Annotated in this window: 21 protein-coding genes and 1 pseudogene; 14 read left to right on the top strand and 8 right to left on the bottom strand. The window is 59.8% G+C overall.

Going from position 1 to position 25,322, the window contains the following annotated elements:
- Window positions 1-38 precede the first annotated feature (38 nt).
- From CAF80_RS19615 to fabI, 6 genes are read left to right on the top strand one after another with little or no spacing between them, the layout of a single operon-like run.
- The gene (locus CAF80_RS19615; protein WP_085667803.1) at window positions 39-1,871 is read left to right on the top strand and encodes an extracellular solute-binding protein; all 1,833 of its coding nucleotides are present in this window, start codon (window positions 39-41) and stop codon (window positions 1,869-1,871) included.
- Window positions 1,868-3,709, top strand: coding sequence for an extracellular solute-binding protein (locus CAF80_RS19620; protein ID WP_085667804.1), 1,842 nt, complete (start codon window positions 1,868-1,870; stop codon window positions 3,707-3,709). The genes CAF80_RS19615 and CAF80_RS19620 overlap by 4 nt, the downstream gene beginning before the upstream one ends.
- Window positions 3,710-3,713: 4 nt before the next feature.
- Window positions 3,714-4,787, top strand: coding sequence for a microcin C ABC transporter permease YejB (locus CAF80_RS19625; protein WP_039770815.1), 1,074 nt, complete (start codon window positions 3,714-3,716; stop codon window positions 4,785-4,787).
- 1 nt (window position 4,788) lies between these two features.
- Window positions 4,789-5,808 carry an ABC transporter permease gene (locus CAF80_RS19630; RefSeq protein WP_007956945.1) on the top strand — a complete coding sequence of 340 codons (1,020 nt, stop codon included), beginning with the start codon at window positions 4,789-4,791 and terminating at the stop codon, window positions 5,806-5,808.
- Between the two features lies 1 nt (window position 5,809).
- Window positions 5,810-7,420: an ABC transporter ATP-binding protein gene (locus CAF80_RS19635; RefSeq protein ID WP_039770818.1), complete on the top strand. Its 1,611-nt coding sequence runs from the start codon at window positions 5,810-5,812 to the stop codon at window positions 7,418-7,420.
- Window positions 7,421-7,439: 19 nt separating this feature from the next.
- Window positions 7,440-8,234 carry an enoyl-ACP reductase FabI gene (gene fabI / locus CAF80_RS19640; protein ID WP_003202751.1) on the top strand — a complete coding sequence of 265 codons (795 nt, stop codon included), beginning with the start codon at window positions 7,440-7,442 and terminating at the stop codon, window positions 8,232-8,234.
- Window positions 8,235-8,297: 63 nt separating this feature from the next.
- On the opposite strand, the gene CAF80_RS19645 is transcribed toward fabI, so the two are convergent.
- From CAF80_RS19645 to CAF80_RS19670, 6 genes and pseudogenes are all read right to left on the bottom strand, one after another.
- On the bottom strand, window positions 8,298-9,509 hold the full coding sequence (locus CAF80_RS19645; protein ID WP_085648920.1) for a hypothetical protein: 1,212 nt from the start codon (window positions 9,507-9,509) through the stop codon (window positions 8,298-8,300).
- A 193-nt stretch (window positions 9,510-9,702) separates the two neighbouring features.
- Window positions 9,703-9,897: pseudogene (locus CAF80_RS19650) on the bottom strand (LysR family transcriptional regulator); the annotation flags it as partial.
- A gap of 144 nt (window positions 9,898-10,041) precedes the next feature.
- Window positions 10,042-11,007, bottom strand: a complete 966-nt coding sequence (locus CAF80_RS19655) for a diguanylate cyclase (RefSeq protein ID WP_085667805.1) — start codon at window positions 11,005-11,007, stop codon at window positions 10,042-10,044.
- 61 nt (window positions 11,008-11,068) lie between these two features.
- Window positions 11,069-11,647, bottom strand: a complete 579-nt coding sequence (locus tag CAF80_RS19660) for a hypothetical protein (protein ID WP_085667806.1) — start codon at window positions 11,645-11,647, stop codon at window positions 11,069-11,071.
- A gap of 1 nt (window position 11,648) precedes the next feature.
- Window positions 11,649-13,811: a xanthine dehydrogenase family protein molybdopterin-binding subunit gene (locus tag CAF80_RS19665; protein WP_085667807.1), complete on the bottom strand. Its 2,163-nt coding sequence runs from the start codon at window positions 13,809-13,811 to the stop codon at window positions 11,649-11,651.
- A gap of 17 nt (window positions 13,812-13,828) precedes the next feature.
- Window positions 13,829-14,284 (bottom strand): (2Fe-2S)-binding protein, encoded by a 456-nt coding sequence (locus CAF80_RS19670; RefSeq protein ID WP_007956954.1) that lies wholly within the window; start codon window positions 14,282-14,284, stop codon window positions 13,829-13,831.
- 240 nt (window positions 14,285-14,524) lie between these two features.
- Here CAF80_RS19670 and CAF80_RS19675 point away from each other — a divergent pair, with 240 nt between their 5' ends.
- Window positions 14,525-15,355 carry an alpha/beta fold hydrolase gene (locus CAF80_RS19675; RefSeq protein ID WP_085667808.1) on the top strand — a complete coding sequence of 277 codons (831 nt, stop codon included), beginning with the start codon at window positions 14,525-14,527 and terminating at the stop codon, window positions 15,353-15,355.
- A gap of 38 nt (window positions 15,356-15,393) precedes the next feature.
- On the opposite strand, the gene CAF80_RS19680 is transcribed toward CAF80_RS19675, so the two are convergent.
- Entirely contained in the window at window positions 15,394-15,786 is a 393-nt protein-coding gene (locus tag CAF80_RS19680; RefSeq protein ID WP_085667809.1) for a GFA family protein, read from the bottom strand.
- Window positions 15,787-15,895: 109 nt separating this feature from the next.
- Here CAF80_RS19680 and CAF80_RS19685 point away from each other — a divergent pair, with 109 nt between their 5' ends.
- From CAF80_RS19685 to CAF80_RS19710, 6 genes are all read left to right on the top strand, one after another.
- Entirely contained in the window at window positions 15,896-17,044 is a 1,149-nt protein-coding gene (locus CAF80_RS19685; protein WP_085667810.1) for a GGDEF domain-containing protein, read from the top strand.
- Between the two features lie 38 nt (window positions 17,045-17,082).
- Complete coding sequence (locus CAF80_RS19690; protein WP_085667811.1) at window positions 17,083-17,754, top strand: bifunctional 2-polyprenyl-6-hydroxyphenol methylase/3-demethylubiquinol 3-O-methyltransferase UbiG; 672 nt, start codon at window positions 17,083-17,085, stop codon at window positions 17,752-17,754.
- Between the two features lie 118 nt (window positions 17,755-17,872).
- Window positions 17,873-18,376 carry a VOC family protein gene (locus tag CAF80_RS19695; protein ID WP_074687852.1) on the top strand — a complete coding sequence of 168 codons (504 nt, stop codon included), beginning with the start codon at window positions 17,873-17,875 and terminating at the stop codon, window positions 18,374-18,376.
- Between the two features lie 117 nt (window positions 18,377-18,493).
- On the top strand, window positions 18,494-18,904 hold the full coding sequence (locus CAF80_RS19700) for a hypothetical protein (protein WP_134333565.1): 411 nt from the start codon (window positions 18,494-18,496) through the stop codon (window positions 18,902-18,904).
- A gap of 67 nt (window positions 18,905-18,971) precedes the next feature.
- Entirely contained in the window at window positions 18,972-19,805 is an 834-nt protein-coding gene (locus CAF80_RS19705) for an AraC family transcriptional regulator (RefSeq protein ID WP_085667812.1), read from the top strand.
- Between the two features lie 332 nt (window positions 19,806-20,137).
- Window positions 20,138-23,791 (top strand): hypothetical protein, encoded by a 3,654-nt coding sequence (locus CAF80_RS19710; protein WP_085667813.1) that lies wholly within the window; start codon window positions 20,138-20,140, stop codon window positions 23,789-23,791.
- A 1-nt stretch (window position 23,792) separates the two neighbouring features.
- Here the strand turns inward: CAF80_RS19710 and CAF80_RS19715 are convergent, their stop codons facing one another.
- Window positions 23,793-24,419 carry a LysE family translocator gene (locus CAF80_RS19715; RefSeq protein WP_074687850.1) on the bottom strand — a complete coding sequence of 209 codons (627 nt, stop codon included), beginning with the start codon at window positions 24,417-24,419 and terminating at the stop codon, window positions 23,793-23,795.
- 143 nt (window positions 24,420-24,562) lie between these two features.
- Between CAF80_RS19715 and CAF80_RS19720 the strand changes: the two genes are divergently transcribed.
- Window positions 24,563-25,318, top strand: coding sequence for a type 1 glutamine amidotransferase domain-containing protein (locus CAF80_RS19720; RefSeq protein ID WP_074687849.1), 756 nt, complete (start codon window positions 24,563-24,565; stop codon window positions 25,316-25,318).
- Window positions 25,319-25,322: the final 4 nt, after the last annotated feature.

The raw sequence follows: 25,322 nt of genomic DNA on the forward strand, positions 1-25,322 counted from the left end.
CGGCCCACAAAGCCCAAGCCGCCTGGATCGGATCTGACTTGAAGCGTCCCCTCCTCCTGCTCCTGATCAGCCTGGCCTTGAGCTCCCCCGTCAGCGCGACGATCACCGAAAGCCACGGTTATGCGCAGTTCGGCACGCTCAAGTACCCGGCCAGATTTACCCACTTCGACTGGGTCAACCCGCAAGCGCCCAAGGGCGGTACGTTGCGGGTGATGGCGTTTGGCACCTTCGATACGCTCAACCCCTACACCTTCAAGGGCACCAGCCCGGTCACCACGGCGAATTTCCTGCAATACGGCATCAACGAGCTGAACGAGCCGCTGATGGTCGGCACCGGGCAATACGCGCCGTCCGGTGACGAACCGGCCTCCAGTTACGGTTTGATCGCCCAGTCGGTGGAGTACAGCGAAGATCGCAGCTGGGTGGTGTTCAACCTGCGCCCGCAAGCGCGCTTCCACGACGGCACGCCGATCACCGCTTACGACGTGGCGTTCTCCTATCGCTTGCTGCTCAAGGAAGGTCACCCGCTGTACCGCACCGCCCTTCAGGAAGTGCTGCGCGTCGACATCCTCAACCCGCAGCGCATCCGGTTTGTGCTCAAGCGCAGCGGCAATCCGTTGCTGATCCTGCGCCTCGGTGAATTGCCGGTGCTGCCCCAGCATTACTGGAAGGGCCGCGACTTCAAGGCCACCACCTTCGAGCCCCCACTGGGCAGCGGGCCTTACCGCATCACCTCGGTCACGCCGGGGCGGCAGCTGATATTCGAGCGAGTCAAGGACTACTGGGGCAAGGACCTGCCAGTCAATCGCGGCAAATACAACTTCGATCGCATGGAAGTCGAGTTCTACCGCGACAGCGATGTGGCCTTCGAAGCGTTCAAGGCTGGCGAGTTCGACATCTATATCGAGCATCAGGCGAAGAACTGGGCCAATGGCTACAACTTCCCGGCCGTGCGCCGTGGCGACGTGATCAAGGCGCAGATCCCGCACCAGATCCCGACCCAGAGCCAGGGTCTGTTCATGAACACCCGGCGCGCGACCTTCGCTGACGTCAAGACCCGCGAAGCCCTCGGCCTGATGTTCGATTTCGAATGGACCAACCGCGCGCTGTTCAGCGACGCCTACAAGCGCACCACCAGCTACTACCCCAACAGCGAGTTCAGCGCCGTCGGCCTGCCGGTCGGCCATGAATGGCTGATGCTCAAGCCGTACAAGGATCAACTGCCGGCGCGTCTGTTCACCGAACCATTCACGCTGCCGCAGACCGACGGGCGCGGCATCCCCCGGGAAACCATGCGTAAAGCCCTGGCGTTGCTGGCCGAGGCCGGCTGGAGGCTCAACGGCCAGCGCCTGCAGAACGCCGCCGGCCAGCCGCTGCGCTTCGAGCTAATGCTGGTCAATCCCAGCCTGGAGCGTCTCTATCAGCCGTACATCGAGAACCTCAACAGTATCGGCATCGAGGCGCGCCTGCGCACCGTCGATCGCGCGCAGTACAAACAGCGCCTCGATCAATTTGATTTCGACATGATCTCGATGACGCTAGGCCAGACCTTAAGCCCGGGCCTGGAACAATGGCAGTACTTCCACTCCAGCCAGGTAAACGTCAAGGGCAGCAAGAATTACGCGGGCATCGCCAACCCGGTGGTCGATCATCTACTTGAACACTTGCTCGCCGCGCAAACCCGCGATGAACAGGTCGCCGCCGGCAAAGCGCTGGACCGCGTGCTGCTCTGGCAGCACTACAGCATTCCCAACTGGTACCTCAATTATCACCGTCTGGCGTACCGCAACCGGTTCGCCTTCGTCACCACGCCGCCCTACACCCTGGGCCTGAGCGCGTGGTGGCTGAAATCTTCGGAGAAAGATCGATGAAGCCTATCCGCGCCCTGCTTGTGCAGGCCAGCGGTCTGCTGTTCGCCGGGCTGGCCTGTGCCGCCCCGCAACACGCCGTGACCCTGTACAACGAGCCGCCGAAATACCCCGCCGACTTCAAGCACTTCGACTATGTAAACCCCGACGCGCCCAAGGGCGGGATCTTCCGCCAGGCCGGCTTCGGCGGCTTCGACAGCCTCAATCCGTTCATCAGCAAAGGCGTGCCGGCGGACGATATCGGCCTGATCTACGACACCCTGGCCAAACAGGGCCTGGACGAGCCATTCACCGAATACGGCCTGATCGCCAGCAAAATCGAAAAGGCTCCGGACAACAGCTGGGTGCGCTTCTACCTGCGTCCCGAAGCGAAGTTTCACGACGGCCACCCGGTACGCGCCGACGACGTGGTGTTCAGCTTCCAGACCCTGACCAAGGAAGGCGCGCCGATGTATCGCGGTTACTACGCCGACGTTGAGGAGGTAGTCGCCGAAGAACCGCTCAAGGTGCTGTTCAAGTTCAAGCACACCAACAACCGCGAACTGCCGCTGATCCTCGGCCAGTTGCCGGTGCTGCCCAAACATTGGTGGGCCGAGCGTGATTTCAACAAGGGCAACCTGGAAATCCCGTTGGGCAGCGGCCCGTACAAGGTCACCGAAGTGAAGGCCGGGCGTTCGGTGCGTTACGAGCGGGTAAAGGACTACTGGGGCAAGGACCTGCCGGTCAATCGCGGTTTCTACAACTTCGATGTGATGACCACCGACTATTACCGCGACAACACCGTCGCGCTGGAAGCGTTGAAGGCCGGGCAATTCGACTATTGGCTGGAAATGGCCGCGAAAAACTGGGCCAATGCCTACAACGTGCCGGCAGTGACCGAAGGGCGGCTGATCAAGGAGCAGATTGCCAACAGCAACCCGACCGGCATGCAGGGCTTCGTCTTCAATCTGCGCCGTCCGGTGTTTCAGGACGTGCGGGTACGCCAGGCCCTCGGCCTGCTGTTCGACTTCGAATGGACCAACAAGCAACTGTTCAACGGCGCTTATGCGCGCACCCGCAGCTACTTTGAAAACTCGGAAATGGCCGCCACCGGCCTGCCGGATGCAGAACAGGTGGCAATCCTCGACCCGTTCCGCAGCCAGCTGCCGGCGCAGGTGTTCAGCGAAGCCTTCGAGAATCCGAAAACCGACGCCAGCGGCATGATCCGCACGCAACAGCGCGAGGCGTATCAACTGCTGCAAGAGGCCGGCTGGAAAATCGTCGACGACAAAATGGTCGACGCCACTGGCAAACCGGTAGCCATCGAATTCCTGCTGGCGCAAACCGAATTCGAGCGCGTGCTGTTGCCGTTCAAGCGCAACCTCAGCGATCTGGGCATCGATCTGGTGATCCGCCGCGTCGACGTCTCGCAATACGTCAATCGCGTGCGTTCGCGGGATTTCGACATGATCGTCGGCAGCTTCCCGCAGTCCAACTCGCCGGGTAACGAACAGCGCGAGTTCTGGATGAGCGCCGCCGCCGACAAGTCCAGCAGCCGCAATTCGATGGGCCTCAAGGACCCGGTGGTCGATCATCTGGTGGAAAACCTGATCAACGCCGACTCGCGCAAAAGCCTGGTGGCCCACGCCCGCGCTCTGGACCGTGTGCTGCAATGGGGCTACTACGTGATCCCGAACTGGCACATCAAGACCTGGCGCGTGGCGTACTGGAACCACATCGGCCACCCGAAAGTCTCCCCCAAGTACGACATCGGCATTAACACCTGGTGGGTCAAACCCGATGCGAAACCTGCGGTAGAAGTCGAAACCCAACTGCAAGCCGACCCTGTGGGCACGGAGTAATCAGATGCTGGCGTACATTTTTCGGCGACTGCTGCTGATCATCCCGACCCTGTTCGGCATTCTGCTGATCAACTTCGTGATCATCCAGGCCGCGCCCGGCGGGCCGGTGGAGCAGATGATCGCCAAGCTCGAAGGTTTCGAAGGCGCCACCAGCCGCATCGCCGGCGGCGGTGCCGAAGTGTCGGTGGCCGGCTCCTCCTATCGTGGTGCGCAGGGCCTGGACCCGGCGCTGATCAAGGAAATCGAGAAGATGTACGGGTTCGACAAATCGGCCCCGGAACGTCTGTGGATCATGGTCAAGAACTACGCCCGGCTGGATTTCGGCGACAGCTTCTTCCGCGACGCCAAGGTCATCGACCTGATCAAGGAAAAGATGCCGGTGTCGATCTCCCTCGGGCTGTGGAGCACGCTGATCATGTACCTGGTGTCGATCCCGCTGGGGATTGCCAAGGCCACGCGGCACGGCAGCCATTTCGACGTCTGGACCAGTTCGGCGATCATCGTCGGCTATGCGATTCCGGCGTTCCTGTTTGCGATTTTGCTGATCGTGGTGTTTGCCGGCGGCAGTTATCTGGACTGGTTTCCTTTACGCGGACTGACCTCGAACAACTTCGACGAGCTGAGCCTGGGCGGCAAGATCCTCGATTACTTCTGGCACCTGGCGCTGCCCGTGACGGCGCTGGTGATCGGCAACTTCGCGACCATGACCCTGCTGACCAAAAACAGCTTCCTCGACGAGATCAACAAGCAGTACGTGGTCACCGCCAAGGCCAAGGGCCTGACGCGCCACCGCGTGCTCTATGGCCATGTGTTCCGCAATGCGATGCTGCTGGTGATCGCCGGTTTCCCCTCGGCGTTCATCGGCATCTTCTTCACAGGTTCCCTGCTGGTGGAAGTGATCTTCTCCCTCGACGGCCTCGGCCTGATGAGTTTCGAAGCGGCGATCAACCGCGACTACCCGGTGGTTTTCGGCACCCTGTTCATCTTCACCCTGCTGGGGCTGGTGGTGAAACTGATCGGCGACCTCACCTACACCCTGGTCGATCCGCGTATCGACTTTGCCAGCCGGGAGCATTGAGATGAACCTGTCCCCTCTCAACCGCCGGCGCTTCGAACTGTTCAAGGCCAACAAGCGTGGCTGGTGGTCGCTGTGGCTGTTCCTGATCCTGTTCGGCCTGAGCCTCGGTGCCGAGCTGATCGCCAACGACAAGCCGCTGGTGGTGCATTACGACAACAACTGGTATTTCCCGGCGATCAAGCGCTACCCGGAAACCACTTTCGGCGGCGAATTCCCCCTGGAAGCCAACTACAAGAGCCCGTACATCCGCGAACTGCTCAAGGCCAAGGACGCGTGGGTACTGTGGGCGCCGATTCCGTTCAGCTACCAGAGCATCAACTACGACCTGAAAGTCCCGGCCCCCGCGCCGCCGTCGGCGGACAACCTGCTGGGCACCGACGATCAGGGCCGCGATGTGCTGGCGCGAGTGATCTACGGTTTCCGGGTCTCGGTGCTGTTCGCCCTGACCCTGACCGTGCTCAGCTCGATCATCGGCGTGATCGCCGGCGCCTTGCAGGGTTTCTATGGCGGCTGGGTCGATCTGGCCGGCCAGCGCTTTCTGGAGATCTGGTCGGGGTTGCCGGTGCTGTACCTGCTGATCATCCTCGCCAGTTTCGTCCAGCCGAACTTCTGGTGGCTGCTGGGCATCATGCTGTTGTTCTCGTGGATGAGCCTGGTGGACGTGGTGCGTGCCGAGTTCCTGCGCGGGCGCAACCTCGAATACGTGCGTGCGGCCCGGGCGCTGGGCATGCAGAACGGCGCGATCATGTTCCGCCACATCCTGCCTAACGCGATGGTTTCGACCATGACCTTCATGCCCTTCATCCTGACCGGCGCCATCGGCACCCTCACCGCCCTGGACTTCCTCGGTTTCGGCTTGCCGGCCGGCAGCCCGTCGCTGGGTGAACTGGTGGCCCAGGGCAAATCCAACCTGCAGGCGCCGTGGCTGGGCATGAGCGCGTTTGCGGTGCTGGCGCTGATGTTGAGTTTGCTGGTGTTCATCGGCGAGTCCGCTCGCGATGCCTTCGACCCGAGGAAGTGACATGAATCAGGACAATCTGATCGAAATCCGCGACCTGGCCGTCGAATTCGGCATCGGTGATCGCGTGCAACGGGTGGTCGAAGGCGTGAGTTTCGACATCAAGCGCGGCGAAACCCTGGCGCTGGTGGGCGAGTCAGGCTCGGGCAAGTCGGTTACGGCGCATTCGATCCTGCGCCTGCTGCCCTACCCGCTGGCGCGGCATCCGGCCGGCAGCATCAATTATTCCGGGCAGAACCTGCTGGAGCTGAGTGAAAAGACCATTCGTCATATCCGTGGCAACCGGATCGCGATGATTTTTCAGGAGCCGATGACCTCGCTCAACCCGCTGCACTCGATCGAGAAGCAGATCAACGAGGTGCTGGGCATCCACAAGGGCCTGACCGGCAAGGTCGCGACCAAGCGTACGCTGGAGTTGCTGGAGATGGTCGGCATCCCCGAGCCGCACAAGCGCCTCAAGGCCCTGCCCCACGAATTGTCTGGCGGCCAGCGTCAGCGGGTGATGATCGCCATGGCCTTGGCCAACGAGCCGGAACTGCTGATTGCCGACGAACCGACCACTGCGCTGGACGTGACCGTTCAGCTGAAAATCCTCGACCTGCTCAAGGAATTGCAGGCCCGATTGGGCATGGCGCTGTTACTGATCAGTCACGATTTGAACCTCGTGCGAAGAATTGCGCATCGTGTATGTGTCATGCAGCGCGGTTGCATCGTCGAACAGGCATCGTGCGAAGAGCTGTTCCGTTCGCCGCAGCATCCGTACACTCGGGAACTGCTTGGCGCGGAGCCCAGCGGAGGCCCGGCGAGCAATAAAATCGGGGCGCCGCTGCTTGAGGTCGAGGATCTGAAAGTCTGGTTCCCGATCAAGAAAGGCCTGCTCAAGCGCACGGTGGATCACGTCAAGGCAGTGGACGGCATCAATTTCAGCCTGCCTCAGGGTCAGACCCTGGGGATCGTGGGGGAAAGCGGTTCCGGTAAATCCACCCTGGGTCTGGCGATCCTGCGATTGATCGGCAGCCAGGGCGGGATCCGTTTTGAGGGCAAGCAGCTAGACTGCCTGACGCAGAGCGAAGTCCGGCCGTTGCGCCGGGAGATGCAGGTGGTGTTTCAGGACCCGTTCGGCAGCCTGAGCCCGCGGATGTGCGTGAATGACATCGTTGGCGAAGGCCTGCGGATCCACAGGATGGGCACCGCCGCCGAGCAGGAAGCGGCGATTATTGCGGCATTGAAGGAGGTAGGTCTGGATCCGGAAACCCGGCACCGCTACCCCCACGAATTTTCCGGTGGGCAGCGGCAGCGGATTGCCATAGCCCGGGCCCTGGTGCTCAAACCGGCGCTGATCCTGCTGGACGAGCCGACCTCGGCCCTCGACCGGACGGTGCAGCGGCAAGTGGTGGAGCTGTTGCGTTCACTGCAAGCCAAGTACAACCTGACGTATTTGTTCATCAGCCATGACCTGGCTGTCGTCAAAGCGCTGAGCCACCAGCTGATGGTGGTCAAGCATGGCCAAGTGGTCGAACAGGGAGACGCGCAAAGTATCTTTGCCGCCCCCCAACATCCGTATACACAGCAGTTGCTGGAGGCCGCTTTCCTGGCACCAGCCACTGCGCAATAACCTGAAAGAGGAGCAACACATGGGTTTTCTCGCCGGTAAGCGCGTACTGATCGTCGGTGTCGCCAGCAAGCTGTCCATCGCATCCGGCATCGCTGCCGCCATGCATCGCGAGGGCGCTGAGCTTGCCTTCACTTATCAGAACGACAAACTGAAAGGTCGCGTAGAAGAGTTCGCACAGGGCTGGGGTTCGAGCCCTGAGCTGTGCTTCCCGTGCGACGTGGCCAGCGATGAAGAAATCGCCAAGGTCTTCGAAGAACTGAGCAAGAAGTGGGACGGCCTGGACTGCATCGTGCACTCCGTCGGCTTCGCCCCGGGCGACCAACTGGACGGCGACTTCACCGAAGCCACCACCCGTGAAGGCTTCCGCATCGCTCACGACATCAGCGCCTACAGCTTCGTGGCCCTGGCCAAAGCCGGTCGCGAAATGATGAAAGGCCGCAACGGCAGCCTGCTGACCCTGTCCTACCTGGGCGCCGAGCGCACCATGCCGAACTACAACGTGATGGGCATGGCCAAGGCTTCGCTGGAAGCCGGCGTGCGTTACCTGGCCGGCTCCCTGGGCCCGGACGGCACCCGCGTCAACTGCGTATCGGCCGGCCCGATCCGCACCCTGGCCGCTTCCGGCATCAAGAACTTCCGCAAGATGCTGGCCGCCAACGAAGCGCAAACCCCGCTGCGCCGCAACGTCACCATCGAAGAAGTCGGCAACGCCGGCGCCTTCCTGTGCTCCGACCTGGCGTCGGGCATCAGCGGTGAAATCATGTACGTGGACGGCGGCTTCAACACCACCGCCATGGGCAACATCGAAGAGTAATCTTCGGCTAGCCGCTAAAAAACCCGCCAGTGCTGGCGGGTTTTTTTTGCTCGCGGGGCCCCTTCATCCCACGAAACCCAACACCTGCGCCAGCGGTTTACCCGCAGGATCAATCTCGTCAGCAGCAGCGATGATTCTCCCTGTAATGCTCTGGACAATGCAGTCATTCATGCGCCACCCCTCCAACCTGGCAACGCCTCCAACCCCGAAGTTATCATCGAGTTTACCGTCTTCCAGAATACGCAGAAGGGTCAGCACAAGGTCGGAACGCACCCCCACAATGATGCTTCCATCTGGTTGAACGACCACGTTTTGAATAGTCACGAAGCGTCCATTAATGTCGGTCCACAGTACTTGGCCATTGTTGAAACGGGGATCGGGTGTTCCATCATTCTGCAAGCGTACAGTTGCGACGCTAATTCCTGCGGCAGAGCGTACGGATGCGGCAAAGGTTATTCCGTGACGCGATATGCCCACGTTGTTAAATAAACCGTATTCCTCAGAAATCTTGTACAGACCGCCTGTCGCAAACCCTTTGTCCAACTTTCCGCTTTCGTCATAACTAGCCAGAACACTTTTGGGTTCTGATTCATTGCCGGTGGAGTTATCGAGCGATCCACTGACTATAAACCCTCCCTGCAGCTTCGGCTTGATGCTCTCGATACTCGAGTAGCGTGCGTTGTCGAATATGATCTTAACTTCGCCATTTCCACCGAATGTATCGTCAAGATCGCCATTAGGGAGATAGCAGCGGATGGTTCCACTCCCCTCAACGGCAGCTCCTGTTCCATCATGCAGAATGTGGCTTTGACCCAACAGGACACGCCCATCGGAGAGGGCACAACCCTTTGCTTCGTCAGTTATCACACTTTGCCCAGGGTCAAGTGGAATGTCGGGAAAGATTTTCGTGCCAAAGACCAGATTCTGACTGCCGTGCTCATTGAACTTCGTGACTGCAGCTAACCGGTTTAAGCCATCGCCAGTGCTACCGATAGCAACGAAACCGCCATCGTCTTGAATGTCAAGTTGACGCGAAGCGGAATATTTTGGCCCAAATTGCCAAGGTGGATTCACGAATGAAGGGTCGATAGAACCATCGCCGTAGGCCCGAATCAGCTGCAATTTGCCTGCCGAATCATAAACATAAACAATACGTCCAGTTTTTGTCTCCACCACGGAGCCGCAGCTGCCTGGTCCGATATTAATGACTCCATCTTTGGCAAAAGTTGGATCCAGATCACCAGCATTGCGATGTGTTTTGGCCAGGGTTGACATGGAGTTTTTCTCTGATTGTCAATATTCTCCGCCCTGAGAAAAACAACCAGTCTTCCCGACTCCAGCAGAATGTCTTTTACAGCGCCCACGCTAGCGCCTGAAAACAGATAAAGACACTGTCAGGACTGACAGTTGACTTTCATCAGAAGGGCTTTTCGCTTTCGATCTGCAGACATTTGTTGAACATTATTCGCAGCGGCAAGTTGCGTATCGCTGGATGATCAATCGCCTGCCGCCCGGTGCGATCGAACAGACGCACGCCCAAGGCCTGCTCCAGATTGCGTATCTGCGCACTGACCGCCGATTGCGTCAGGCCGATATGCAAGCCCGCCGCGGCAAACGTGCCATGCCGCGCCACTGCCAGAAAGGTTTTCAATTCACGCAGCATGGCCGCCTCGATTGATCGAAATAATTTGTGCTCGGCGCAAAAACTATCGTCTTTCAATCGAAAAGCACGGCGCTAGACTCAGTTCATCCCAACCGTTGAAATACGCCTGCTGTGGGAGCGAGCTTGCTCGCGATGAGGTCAGGACTAACAACGCTTCAACGCCTGCTTGTGCGCATACATCGCTGCATCCGCATCCGCCAGCAACTTATCCACGGTGTCATGGCGCTGCGGGTTGTATTCGATCTGGCCGACGCTGAAGCGAATCGCGTAACCGCGGTGCAACGTGGCATTGCGTTCTTCGAGGATTTCCTTGAGTCGCGCCATGATCGCCGTGGTTTCGACATGGCTTGAGCCGGTCAGCAGCGCCACGAATTCATCGCCGCCTAACCGTCCCACCACATCGCTCTCGCGAAAGGCGATGCGTAAAACATCGGCGAAGGTCTTAAGCGCGCTGTCGCCCTCGGCATGGCCGTAGAGGTCGTTGATCTGCTTGAAGTCATTGAGGTCGAAAAACAGCAGCGTCGCCGGTTTTTCCAGCCGTGCACAGGCGTCCAGCGCGTGCTGGGCGAGCATCTTGAAGCCGCGACGGTTGGACAGCAGCGTCAGCTCGTCCATGCTCGCCATCTGCACGGCCATCAGTTCCTGCTCGGCCATGCCGGCCAGATCGCGCAACAGGGCGCGCTCCTCTTCGTCGAGGTCACGGGGCCGGGTGTCGATCAGGCACAAGGTGCCCATCTTGTTGCCGTTGGGCACGGTCAGCGGATACCCGGCGTAGAACCGGATGTTCGGCTCCCCGGTAACCAAAGGGTTGTCGTGGAAACGCTCGTCCTCTCGGGCGTCAGGTACTAGCATGAGCTCGTCCCTGAGAATCGCATGGCCACAGAATGAAACAGAGCGTGGCGTTTCGGTCGTGTCCAGACCCACGCAGGACTTGAACCATTGCCGCTCCTTATCCACCAGCGTGACCAGGGCGATCGGCACGTTGAACAGCCGCTTGGCCAGTCGCGTCAGCCGGTCGAAGCGCTCTTCCGGTGCGGAATCGAGCAATTTCAAATCTTGCAGTACTTGAACTCGGACAGCTTCATTGGCAGGTTTGCCGGGTACCAGCATCACACACTCCTTTGTCGTCGATGCAGTTGAGCGTAGCCCGAATCAGCGATGACTCAACCTCTCATCCGCCGGCCACCGGACACGGCCCGCCTGCATCGGCCCAAAGCTTGAACTGGGTCACGAAGATATCGTGCGGCACCGGCACCGGCGCGCGCCCTGCCCCGGGATTCCAGCCCCAGAGCACCAGTTTGTCCTCGCTGACGTGTTTGATCAGCGCGGCGAAATCCCGGTCACCGTTGCTGGCGCGATCCTTGATCATTGCGCACAAACGATCCGGCGGCAGACCGATCCAGGCCATTTTGTGGGCGGCCGGCGGCAGGCTCCAGTGCGGCGCGCCCGGTGGCGCATGGGGGCCGTAACTGGCCGGCGGATTGCTTTCAGCGTGGCAGGTGGCGCAGGGCAAACCGGCGGCGCCCTTGCCGTCCATGCCGCGTACCACGTTCATCGCGTGGGGGATGCCGGCGTCGAACTGCAACGGCGAATCGCCGGGAATGTGACAATTCTGGCAGCGCGGGCTCTGGAAGACTTTCTGCACCGTGCCGAAAGCTTTCAAGGCTTCCTGATCGTCGGCGAACAGATCCGAGGCGTAACCGCCCAGCCCAAGCAGAATCACCGTGCCCAACAACAGATGTCGTTTCATCTCACACCCCCGACATTTGCAGTGGCAGTTCCCGCAGGCGCTGCCCGGTCAGGGCGAACACTGCGTTGGCCACCGCCGGCGCCGTGGGCGGCACACCGGCCTCGCCGATGCCGCCGGGTTTCTCGCTGCTCGGCACGATGTGTACCTCGACCAGCGGCATTTCATTGAGCCGCAACACCTGATAGTCGTGATAGTTGGACTGCACGACATGGCCGTCCTTGAGGGTCAGTTTGCTGTGCAGCGCCATGCCCAGGCCGAAGGTGATGCACGACTCCATCTGCGCCGCGATGCTCTGCGGGTTGACCGCAATTCCGCAGTCCACCGCACAGACCACCCGGTGTACGCGGATCGCCAGATTGTCCTGGGACACCTCCGCCACCTGCGCCACATAACTGCCGAACGACTCATGCACCGCCACGCCCAGCGCATGGCCGTCCGGCAGCGGCGCTTTCCAGTTGGCCTTCTCCAACGCCAGGTTCAACACGCCGAGATGCCGGGCATGATCCTTGAGCAGCGTTCGTCGGTACTCCACCGGATCCTTGCCCGCCGCCGTGGCCATTTCATCGATCAGCGATTCCATGACAAACGCGGTATGGCTATGGCCCACCGAACGCAGCCAGAGCACGTTGATCCCGGTGGTCGGCGAGTGCAGATCAACCTGATGATGGGCCAGGCCCTTGATGTACGGGCTGTCGGAAACGCCCTCGACCGAGGTCTGGTCGACGCCGTTCTTGACCATGGTTTTCTCAAGCATGGTGCCGGCCATGATCGATTGCCCGACCAGCACATGCTGCCAGGCCAGCGGCAGGCCGTCGGCGCCGAGGCCGATCTTCGCCTGATGCAGAAACATCGAACGGTAGTAACCACCGCGAATATCGTCTTCGCGCGACCACACGGTTTTCACCGGCATCGCAGCTGCCTTGGCCACTTGCACCGCTTCGGCGACAAAGTCCGAGGTCGGGTTGGCTCGCCGGCCGAAACCGCCGCCAAGGAATTCGGTGTGAATCTCGACCTGCTCCGGCTTGAGCCCGGTGATCTTGCCGGCAACCATCTGATCCAGCGTCTGGAACTGGGTGCCGGTCCAGATCTCGCACTTGTCGGCGCTGATCTTCACCGTGCAGTTCAGCGGCTCCATCGGCGCGTGGGCCAGGTACGGCACGCTGTATTCGACGTCGATCTTCTTCGCTGCCTTGCCGAAATTGCCCTTGGCATCGCCGGCCTGCGCCGCCGAGGTGCCCGGCGTGGCCGCCAGTTTGCGGAAACTCGCCAACAACTTTTCACTGCTCAGATCAGCGTTCGGCCCCAGGTCCCAATCGACCTTCAACGCATCGCGACCGAGCTTCGCCGCCCAGTAATGCTCGGCGACCACCGCCACACCGGTCGGCACTTGCACCACTTTGTGCACGCCGGGGATCGCCAACGCCTCAGCGCCTTCAAAGGATTTCACCGTGGCGCCGAACGCCGGCGCCCGCGCGACCATCGCGGTCATCAATCCGTCGAACTGCACGTCCATGCCGAATTTGGCGCGACCGGTGATTTTTTCCGGGGTGTCGAGGCGTTTGGTGGGTTTGCCGATGACTTTCCAGTCCTTGGCTTCTTTAAAGGTGATCGACTTCGGATCCGGCACCGGCAGTTGCCCGGCGGCGTCCGCCAGTTCGCCATAGGTGGCGCGGTTGTCGCCGGCAATCACCACGCCGGATTCGGTGCGAATCGTCGACGGTGCCACATTGAAACGCTTGGCCGCCGCTTCGATCAGCATCTGCCGCGCGGTGGCGCCGGCGAGCCGGTAGCGGTCGAACTCCATCCAGGTTGAAGTGGAGCCGCCGGTAATCTGCATCCCGCCAAACGCAGGCATGCCGTAATCGGCAGCCGAAGCCGGGGAATGCTCGACGCGGATCTTCGACCAGTCGGCGTCCAGCTCTTCGGCGATCAACATGGTCAGGCCGGTCCAGATGCCCTGGCCCATTTCCGAATGGCCGAGCAGCACGGTGACGCTGTTATCTGCCGCGATGCGCAGGAATGCGTTCGGCGCAAAGACCTTGCCTTCGTTCTCGGCCGCCATGGCGAACCGGTTGCCGCCAGGCACCACGAACGCCACCACCAGACCACCGCCAAGCACGGCGCTGCCCTTGAGAAATCCGCGACGGGATACAGGACTGTTCATCACTCACCTCCCCTCGTTCAGCCGATGTCGGCAGCACGTTTGACCGCCGCGCGGATTCTTGGATAGGTGCCGCAGCGGCAGATGTTGCCGGAGAGCGCCTGATCGATATCGCTGTCGGTGGGTTTGGGAATTTTCGCCAGCAACGCGGCGGCGGACATGATCTGCCCGGACTGGCAGTAGCCGCATTGCACCACGTCCAGTTCGGCCCAGGCCTGCTGCACCGGGTGCGAACCGTCGCTCGACAGGCCTTCGATGGTGAGGATTTTCTGGCCATGGGCGACGGCCGTGGCCGGGGTGATACACGAGCGCAGCGGTGCGCCATCGACGTGCACGGTGCAGGCACCGCACTGGGCCATGCCGCAGCCGAATTTGGTACCGGTCAGGTGCGCGACATCGCGCAGGACCCAGAGCAACGGCATGTCCGCGGGGACATCGAGCTCCTGATCCTTGCCATTGATGTTCAAGGTCAGCATCGGGGACTTCCTCAGACTCACAGTGTTCTGAAGGGCGCTGCTACGGCCATCGTTGGCGGTGCGCGCCTCGGCTTATCCCTTTCAGCTAAGCGCATTTTGACCCGACGACCAGCCGCCGCGACCACCGGTCATCCGGCACCGTTCGGAAAATCATCGATCAGGGTGTCGTTTTTGCTCCTACAGTTGATACCGCTTGTCACCGCAAGAACTGCCCTTTCACACTTTCCAGGAGTCGCGAACATGGGATTTGTCACAACGAAAGACGGCGTCGAAATCTTCTACAAGGACTGGGGGCCCAAGGACGCCCCGGTCATTCACTTCCACCACGGCTGGCCGCTGAGTGCGGACGACTGGGATGCGCAGATGCTGTTCTTCCTGGCGCAGGGGTTCCGGGTCGTGGCCCATGATCGACGGGGTCACGGGCGTTCCAGCCAGGTCTGGGACGGTCACGACATGGATCACTACGCCGACGATGTGGCGGCGGTAGTCAATCATCTGGGGACGCAGAAAGCCGTGCATGTGGGCCACTCCACCGGTGGCGGCGAAGTGATTCACTACATCGCCCGGCACGGCGAGGATCGGGTATCGAAAGCCGCGATCATCAGCGCCGTGCCACCGCTGATGGTGAAAACCGAAAGCAACCCTGGTGGCCTGCCCAAATCAGTGTTCGACGATCTTCAGGCGCAACTGGCAGCCAATCGCGCGCAGTTCTATCGCGACGTGCCCAGCGGGCCGTTCTACGGCTACAACCGCCCCGGCGCCAAGCCATCGGAAGGGATCATTGCGAACTGGTGGCGCCAAGGCATGATCGGCAGCGCCAAGGCGCACTACGACGGCATCGTTGCCTTCTCGCAGACCGATTTCACCGCTGACCTTAAAAGCATCTCGATCCCGGTGCTGGTCATGCACGGCGACGACGACCAGATCGTGCCCTATGAAAACGCCGGCGTGCTGTCGGCGAAACTGCTGAAAAACAGCACGCTGAAGATCTATCCGGGCTTCCCCCACGGGATGCCGACCACCGAGGCTGCGACGATCAACGCGGATCTGCTGGCGTTCATTCGCGGCTGATCATACCCGCCGGGGTCAGGCGCCCTGCCTGACCCCGGCTATTCTTCGGTTCGCCCCGTTCTCTCACGATCGCGCACGTAGTGTCTGGCCAATGGAAAGGCCGGTAGCCACGACTCGCGACGCACCGTCCACAGCTCGTACGTGGGCTGGAATTGATCCGGTGCATCCAGCGCGCCGAGATTGACCTCGACTTCATCGCCGCTGCGGCCGAACACCGACGAGCCACAGCGCGGACAGAAATGCCGCCCCGCATAGTCACGGGTTTCACCGCTGATCGTCACAGCATCCTCGGGAAAGATCGCCGACGCGGCAAACAGCGCGCCATGGTGTTTGCGGCAATCAAGACAGTGACAAACGCCAACCCTGTAGGGGCGCCCTGACGCCTCGATCCGCACTTCGCCGCACAGACAACCGCCGGTCAATCGGTCCATGGGACACCTCGTCTGAAAATGGAATATCCGGTGAGTGAAAATAGCAGCCCATTGGGGGAACGCTTACAATCGTGGCCCATTAACACTATCCAGGCAGACCTGTCCTTTCATGGCGCTCGATCCTCTCACGATGCTCACCATTTCCACCGCCCTGGCCGCGGCGGCCGCCCTGTATCTGGCGGTCGAATGGCGCAGTATCCGCGAATCTTCCCTGCTGTTCTGGAGCGCCGGTTTCGCCACCATCACCGTCGGCTCGAGCCTGGCCCTGTTGCGCGCCAACGGTTATCCGCTGATCGGCATCTGGTTCGCCAACGGTTTGCTGGTGGTCGCACACTGGCTGTTTCTGCTGGGAGTCGCGCGGTTTACCCAGCAGCGCTTGTCGCGGGCCTGGTACTTGATGTTCCTGCTCTGGCTGTCGTTGCTGCTGTTACCGGAAGATCCGTCGTGGTCGAAGATCATGCTGATGGCCAACTCGCTGCTGGTGGCCGCATCGATGCTGCGGGCCAGCCTGTTGCTGCGCCCTCATGGCAAGTCGTTGAGCGTCGGCGCGGTGCAGTTGCGTTATGTGTTGCTGATCCACGGCGCGTTCTATTTCATCAAGGCGATCATCGCGGTGATTCCAGGCACGCTGATCGATCTGGCGTCGCTGCGCGGCGAGATCATTCAGATTTCCCTGGTCGAGGGCGCGATGGCGATCATGCTGATCGCGCTGTCGATGACCGGCACCGAGCGCTACCGGCGGGAAAAACAGATTGCCGAACTGGCCGCCCGGGACCCGCTGACCGCGCTGTACAACCGCCGCGCCCTGGAAGTCCGCGCGCCGCGTCTGCTCGACGAAGTCTCCAGCGCCCGCCCCGGCGCGCTGCTGCTGATCGACATCGACAATTTCAAACTGATCAACGACCTGTACGGCCACACCGCCGGCGACCGGTTGCTTATCGCCCTCAGCGAAATGATCCGCGCGGTGCTGCCCAAAGGCGCGCTGGCAGCAAGGCTGGGCGGTGACGAATTCGTGATGCTGCTGGGCGATGCGTCCCACGCACAGATCATGGATCTGGGCTGTGCGCTGCGTGAGCAGTTTCAGCAGATGACTTCCCAGACCTACACCACCCCGCAGGCCGTCACCCTGAGCATCGGCGCCAAGGTGTTCGATCAGCCGCCGGCCAGCCTCGCGGCGTTGATCGAACAGGGCGACAGCGCGCTCTACGAATCCAAGCGCGGCGGTCGTAACCGGATTCAGCTGGCCGACTACACCTGACCTATCCTTGCCTGCATCCCGCGATCAAGGAGTCCGTCATGTCCTCGCCTGAATCCACCCTCCTCCAGAGCTGGCAGCACAACGCCCGGGCCTGGACCGAAGCCGTGCGCAGCGGCGCCATCGAGAGTCGCCGGCAGGTGACCGATCAGGCCATGCTGCTGGCGGTGATGGGGCGCCAGCCCGAACGGGTTCTCGATCTGGGATGCGGTGAGGGCTGGCTGTTGCGGGCGCTGGCCGAGCGCGGGGTCGACGCGTTAGGCGTGGACGGTGATCCGACGCTGATCGAGGCCGCGCGCGAGGCAGGATCATCGCCCGCGCAGGTCGCCAGCTACGAAGATTTGGTTGAGGCGAAGGTCGACATTGGCCGCGATTACGACCTGATCTGCGCCAATTTTTCCCTGCTGCATCAGGACATCATTCCGCTGCTCGCGGCGATGCATGCACTGCTCGTGCCGGGCGGTGCGTTGGTGATCCAGACGCTACATCCGTGGTCGGTGGCTGCCGGTGATTATCAGGACGGCTGGCGGGAAGAAACCTTCGACGGACTCCAGGGCGATTGGCAGCCGATGCCGTGGTATTTCCGCACCTTGTCCAGCTGGCTCTATGCGCTGGACATGGCCGGCCTGCAGTTGACCGGCCTGCGCGAGCCGCAGCATCCGCAAAGCCCGGTGCCGCAGTCGTTGCTGATGATTGCCGAGCGTCGCGGGTAAACCCTGCAGCCTCGGCTTGATTCGCAGCAACCGACCATTCGGCCCGTTGCGCTGCCAGCCGAACACAGACTGACTACGCTATTAATCCAGCGTGTCCAACCTGCCGAGGATGACTGCCATGCAACGCTTTCAAAAGCTGACTCCGTGCCTGTGGTTCGACGATCAGGCGGAAACGGCGGCGAAGTTTTACTGCTCGATCTTCGATCATTCGAAAATCACCGCCCTCACCCACTACAGCAAGGTCGGCCAGGAATTCCACGGCCGCCCGGAAGGCTCGGTGATGACCGTCAGTTTCGAACTCGACGGCCAGACCTTCACCGGACTCAACGGCGGCCCGGTGTTCACGTTCAACGAGGCGATTTCGTTTCAGGTCAATTGCCAGAACCAGGAGGAAGTCGACCATTTCTGGGGCAACCTCAGCGCCGGCGGGCCGGTGCAAGCGCAGCAATGCGGCTGGCTCAAGGACCGGTTCGGCGTGTCGTGGCAGATCGTGCCGGTGGCGTTCATGCACATGATGACCGACCCCGACCAGACCAAAGTCCAACGGGCAATGCAGGCCATGTTCGGGATGAAAAAACTCGACATCGCCGAACTGGAACGAGCCTTTGCCGGCCAGAGCTAAGCCGCTGAGCGCAGCCAACCGCTCATCGGGAATCCACGTAACCTGTCAGATATGACAGGTGTTTTTGATCTGACGGTGCTTGACCATGGCCATTCCTCCATTTGAAGGTATGCCGCCATGAACACAGTGGATTTCGAAGATCAGGCATCAAAAACTTATGCTCCCGGGCAGACATTCACCAGCTACGGGGTACCTTTTCACCTTTTGCCAGGATCTACAGCACCGATGTCCATTCAGGGATCAAGCGGTACCCACGTTAATGGGCAAGTCCTGGTCATTCGTCCAGGCACCGTGGAGATCGACCTCAACCCGGCCCAAAACAGCTTCAGCTTTTGGTTTGCAAACGCAGATAAAGGACTGACTGTGCGCTTTTTTGCGCAGGATGGTTCGAAGATTGACGAGTTCATTGAACCTGCGCATGGTGCTGGCGAGAAAGCATTCGGACATACCATCCAGCCTTCATTCACGAGGGTTCAGATCGAAGTCCACGGTGATAGTGCGTTAATCGATAAGCTGGAGTTCGTGTAATAACGATGACTGGCCAACGGCAGTCAGCGCTCGCTAAACTCAGGCCCGACTGCCGAGAATCACAACGATGAAACACGCTGCCGCCAAGAACCCCGAACAAGCCCCTCGCTTCTGGCGCGACGACGCCCTGCCCTTCATTGAAGCGCGGGCCATCGCCGATGGCCGCGAGGTCTGCTATTCCCGTCATTCCCACGCGCACTTTTCCATCGGCGCGATCACCGCCGGACGCAGCACCTATGTGCATGAGCAATCCTCGTTCGAAGTGGCGGCCGGCACCGTGGTGCTGATGAATCCGGGGGACGTGCACGCGTGCAACCCGATCGATGACCAGCCGTGGTCGTATTTGATGTTGTATGTGGAAACGCCGTGGCTGACGGATCTGCAGCATCAACTGGGGTTCAGTGCGGAGCTTGAGTTTCGGCGGTTCTCCGATACCCATTTGAATGACGCCCACCTGTTTCGCGACTTGAATGGGTTGTACGGCGTGTTAGTCGACGATCAGCAAGACGTGCTGCGCAAACAAAGCGCGGCTGTCGAGTTTTTCAGCGACCTGCAACTACGTTTGAATCCCATCGAGCAACCGTTGCGCGAACCGAACTGCAAACTCGAACGCGCCGCCGACTTCATCCGCCAACACTGCACCGACCTGCTCAGCCTCGACGACATCTGCGCCGCTGCCGAGCTGTCACCGTCCTACCTGATCCGCGCCTTCAAACAGCATTACGGCATGACGCCCCATGCGTTTTTGGTCAACCAGCGCATCCAGTTCGCCCGCGAGCGCTTGCGGCGCGGGCAGTTGATTGCGGATGTGGCGCTGGAGGCGGGGTTTGCTGATCAGGCGCATTTTCAGCGGGCGTTCAAGCAGCATCTGGCGGCTACGCCGGGGCAGTATCGGGGATAGCTCCACACGCTCAATCCCGTCGCACTGAAATGTTTTGGATCGTTCCCACGCTCTGCGTGGGAACGATCAGGTTACAGAGGCGCCTCGGTCACTTTGATAAGTCTACATACCCGGAAAGATATACATATTTATCGCCAACAAAGCTTCAGGCCTTTAAAAATAATCCCCCCTCTCATTCCCGCCACGACAAAGAAACACTTCGAACATTAATCCACGCCAATTTTCGCCTTGGCGCCTTACTCTAAAAACCTGTCTACCGCACAAAAACGACAGTCAATAAACAACCACCACACATCTCATTTATTTCGCTACCAGAGAATGGATTCCGAGTCATGAAGCCAATGGACAACTATGTTTACAACTCCAACAACACACTTCAAAAGAAGACAGTAAGCCAGACCATTACAAACTTTATCGACGATAAATACGCCAATGAACGCCTTGGCTGGAAATGGGATGAAATTCTGGTTCCGTGCGTGGAGGACAGCACATTTGACCAGATTCATCGCAGCAGTAAAGTTTCGCTTTCCATACTTCTTCGCCACGACGATTTTCACTTTGTCCGCGCTCGCCACCAGATTCCGGACAACGCGATTTTTCTGCTGGATGAGCGAGGCCGGCTCTACTTCAGTCATCGAAATCTGGTTTCCAGCAACGGTCGGCCTGCTACCCCGTTTGTTTCTCTCCGGGATATCACCGTGGATGTCACAGGTCGGGCGGACTTGGAAGACGATCTGCGATTGTTGGCCAGGATCGCCGCATCCAGCGGCGGATGGATCGTGTCAGGAGACGAAATCAGTGTCGGCCAGTGGCTGCGATTCAACGGATTGCAAGTACCGACAAACGAACAAGAGACCCGTGACCTGCTGGACCTGTTGAACTTCTCGACATTGCCCGAGCCCCCGAAGTATGGAAACTATTGGCAACTGCTGGACGCGCCAGATACGTCGCCATTCAAGCTTGAAGGAAACAACCGGGCAATCATTCTTGATCTGAAACAAAGTTTCACTATGTATTCTGAAGCCATCGTCAATGTCCTCGGCAGAAGCGTGCTGATTGAGAGCGGACCAAGTGACGGCGCTACAACCAGCATGGACTACCGCCTTCAACAATTGCTCGAAAGTACAGCGTCCCGGCACGGGCAAGATTATCTGTCCCGACTGGGCTGGCTTAATGAAGCAGCTGCCACTCAACAATCGACTGAACTCGCAGAGCAACTGGCGGTTGCCGCGATATTGCTTGATCTCGACCCGGCGCTCGATATTGCCAATACCCACTTCGCCGGTTTCGATCTATACGCCAGACGCTACTTCAAACAGCATCCGAGCCAGGTTCGAACGGAACTGGAAGCGCATCTGATCAAGCATTTGCACGTCGCCCCCCCACTCGCTCCGTTGGTGGCACAGATGATTCTGGCAGGCATGGCGCCGGAGTACCTTTTTGCAGACTGGCCGTCCAGCCTGCGAATGGGAACACCAGCCTGGGTGATCGCTACTCAGGCGGTGCATCTGGTAGAAGCACTGGCACCCGGTGCCAGCCGCAAAATGACTTATCAACATCTGATGGGATTCAGCCAATCGACGAAATCACTCGCGCCTCTGGCTGCGTTACAAGCTGAGGGCTCGGTGGACCCGGTGGTGACCTGGGCCTGGATGAACGGTGTCATCACGCGAGATGCGCAAGGCGATCTCAGCGCAAAAGAAATCGAACGCGCGATGCGCGAATACGATCAGTACATCGACATGACGCTGAAAGCCGCTGAATGTTTTTCCACACCATTGCCCGACCGAAGACAACTTGCGTTGCAAGAGCTGAAATCGCAGGAGCGCCATTGCGACCCCGATGAACTGCTGGTCAAACATCGCGGCAGTGGTGGTGGCGCCGGTCGTAAAGTGTCAGTGCTGGACCTTTACATGGGCGACGAACTTCACACTCAAGACTGGGATCGCATCAAAGGCACCAGTATCTACAAATCCTTCCCGAACCTGCCCTATCTCTATCCCGTTACCGAGCTTTACGAGTCGGCGACCAACAGTCATTTCGAGTCTGTACTCGAGGGGCTGGCGCGCAATATCCAGATCGCCATTTCTCAGGTACTCCCGGAAGATACAGCGTCCCTCGAATACGGTGCGATCGGGATCTATTGCGTTCAGAATATGAACTACAAACCGGCGAGAGTTACCGGGCGTTATGGTTTCAGTCCGGCGACTTACGTCCCGGGTGAAACCGGGCGCTACGGCGTCATTCTTTGTGTAAAGCACGGTTATGCCGTCAAGTGCTTTGAACTGTTTCCACTCAGGATGGAATGCCGGTACAACCCAAATCTTGAAGCGTTCTTCAAGCCGCTGATAACCGGAAACGGCTACCCGCTCGACACTCGCTTCGCAGACAAGAAAAAATTTGAATTGATCCCCGTCGACCTTCAGGCCTACTTGCAAAACGTGCCACCCAAAACGGGTGTCCTGTCCAGAGTCCACGTCCGCAGGATCGGCGTACTTGAAGCACCTGCCGACCACAGCGACCGGGATAATCAAATACCCTTTTATCGATCCTCACGCATGGAAACACTGGGTAGGCTGGTCGCCAGGCAAAATCCGTACATCACCGAAAAAGAGATTCACCAGTTGGGCCTGCAGCAAACCGCACGAGAAAAGGCGATCGAAAAAACCGACGCTATCTTCAACATTATTCTCAACCTGATCATTCCCTTCAAAGGCTGCGTGGAAGGACTGACTTCAGGGGATCCGAAGAAACACGGCGGTGCCATTTTCGACTGTATTGTCGACGCTGCCGTACTGGCGATGACCATTTTTGCCGCGCCCGTCGCCATCGCTGCCGCTGCCAGCAAAGCTGCGGCCATCGCCGGCAAACTGCTGTCCGCTTCGCGGGTTCTGGCAAAGACGGCCCTCAGCCTGTTCAATCCGTTATCGGGTTTGCCGCAACTGCTCAAGGCGGGTGGCAAACTGATCGGACGAGGGCTGACGAAACTGAGCGGCCATACGCTCTCACTGGCACATCAAGCCAAGCAGCAACTCAGGTTTCTGACCGGTGCCAACAGCTACGACCTGATCAAAGCCATTGAGCACACCGGCTCGGCTACCCAACTTCGAACGTCGCTGGATACCGTCGCTCACGCTCGAGCACTGTTCAAAAATGATCTCATAGAGGATGCGCATCAGGTTCTGCAGAAACTGCATGCAAACGACGCAAAACGATTGAGCAAGATTCCCGAGTCGGAGCTCGCGCACCTGTTGGAAAAGACATTGGGCGACATTGCGCGCCAGTCCGACGCGGCCCAGTCGTTGAAGAAAGTGCTGGATCCACAAGTGGTCGAAAGTCTGATCAGGCAACAGGCGAAAAAATATACGCTGGCTAATCTCCACCAGTTCAGCAATCACAATACACTGCCCGAGTTGTTCGAAACGACGTTGACCATTGAATACAAAAACCTGCAGTTCATGCACAACCACCAGCGCACACTGCTGACCACGGATTTGGGCAAGGCGCCATTCGACAGCCTACTGGATGAACTGAAGTTCAATCCCGCTGGACTGACCGATAACACAGATCGCGCCGCGGCCTGGATTGTTCACGCATCCAGTTCTCGTAACGACGTCGATCGTGTGAAGGACCTTCTGCTCGAATTCAGCCGTAACAACAAGCCACTGAACGATCCGGCGGTATACGCCGAGCTGCACAAACGCATTGCTCCCAAGGATGCCGGCGGCTTGCGCAGTCCAACGGGGGAGGCACGCTATCCTTCCAATGTTTCAGGCGCAGCGTTGCTGGAACAACACGCCAAGGCTCTGGATCCTGCGGGTGAACATTTTTCCAGGCAGATGCTGGGAGCGATGCTCGGTTATCACAGCTTTGTCGATGGCAACGGGCGCACGGCGCGAGCGGTGTATGCGATTGCGGAGCTGCGCAAAAATCGCTTTCATCCTTTAGGTAAAGCGGCTGAAGACGCCCTGAGCGGACTGAACTGATTCAACCTGCAAATACCCGTGGGAGTGATTCCCACGGGGCTTGAGGCGCCAGCAGGTAAATCGCACTCACCGCCAGCAGCGATGCCATCACCCGGTTGAACAAACGCATCCCTGCCGGGTTGCCGAGATAGCCACGCAAAAACGTCCCGGCATACGCCCAGCACCCGACCGACAGATAACAGATCACCAGATACACCGCCGCAAACTGCCACACCAGCCGCGCCTCGCCGTCGGCGACAAACGCGCCCATCCCCGCCACGCAGGCCAGCCAGGCCTTGGGATTGAGCCATTGCATTACTGCGCCGTAGAGCATTGATGGCGCCCTGCCCGATTCTCCCGCATTCAACTGCCCGTCATCCGTTGCCAACTTCCAGGCCATGAACAGCAAAAACGCCACCCCGGCCAGTTGCACCACGCGGGTCAGCGACGGCCACAGTTTCAGTACTTCGTGCAGCCCCAGTCCCATCAACACCAGCAACAGCACAAACCCTAGCGTCGCCCCGGCCACATGCCGCTGGCTCGCGCGAAAGCCGAACTGCGCCCCCGAACTCAACGCCACGATATTCACCGGCCCCGGGGTAATGGACGCGGCCAGGGCAAACGCCGCCATCGATACAATCAGACTCATCGCACACCTGCTTCAAATCTAGGAACAAGGCGCTCACGGTAGCCGGCGCACAGCAGGCGGTATTGAAGGAAATTACCCCCGCTCGCGCAGACCCACTACGCTCTGGCTATGCGATCACTTTTGACCAGGAGGTCTGCCCCTCGATGATTCTGATTCTGTTGCCCTCTGCCGATTACGACCCGACGGAAAGCAGCGTGCCCTGGCAGGCGATGCGCAATGCGGGCATCGAAGTTCGTTTTGCCACGCCGCAAGGCTTGCCTGCCCACGCCGATCCACGGTTGGTGAATATCGGCTTCGGCCTGTTGAGCCCGATGCTGATGACGCGCAAGGCCGATCTGGACAGTTACACGCAGATGATCGAGTCCGAAGCGTTCAAGCAGCCGCTGGCGTATGCCGATGTCGACACGAACCGCTTCGATGGTCTGCTGATCCCCGGCGGGCATGCCAAAGGCATGCGCACGTTGTTGGAATCCACGCAGGCCCAGCAGATCGCCCTGCAATTTTTCAAGTCCGAAAAACCCGTGGCGGCGGTGTGCCACGGCGTGCTGTTGCTGGCCCGGACGCTCGACCCCGACACCGGGCGTTCGGTGTTGTTCGGGCGCAAGGTGACGGCGTTGCTCGCGGCAACCATGGAGTTGCCGGCGTGGCTGATGACAGCTGCGTGGCTGGGGCGCTACTACCGCACCTACAAGCAGACCGTCGAAGCGGAAGTGAAGACCGCGCTGGCCAGCAAAGCCGACTTCCAACGCGGGCCGCTGATCGCCAAGCGCGATTGTGCGCAGAAACTGCAATCAGGATTTGTGGTGCGCGACGGCCAACTGCTGACAGCGCGCTGGCCAGGCGATTGCCATCGATTCGCCGCAGAATGGGTGGCCATGTTGCAGCCACCCGAGCGCTGATCCG

It is taken from the genome of Pseudomonas sp. B34(2017), from assembly GCF_002112915.1.
Taxonomy (GTDB): Bacteria; Pseudomonadota; Gammaproteobacteria; order Pseudomonadales; family Pseudomonadaceae; genus Aquipseudomonas; species Aquipseudomonas pharyngis.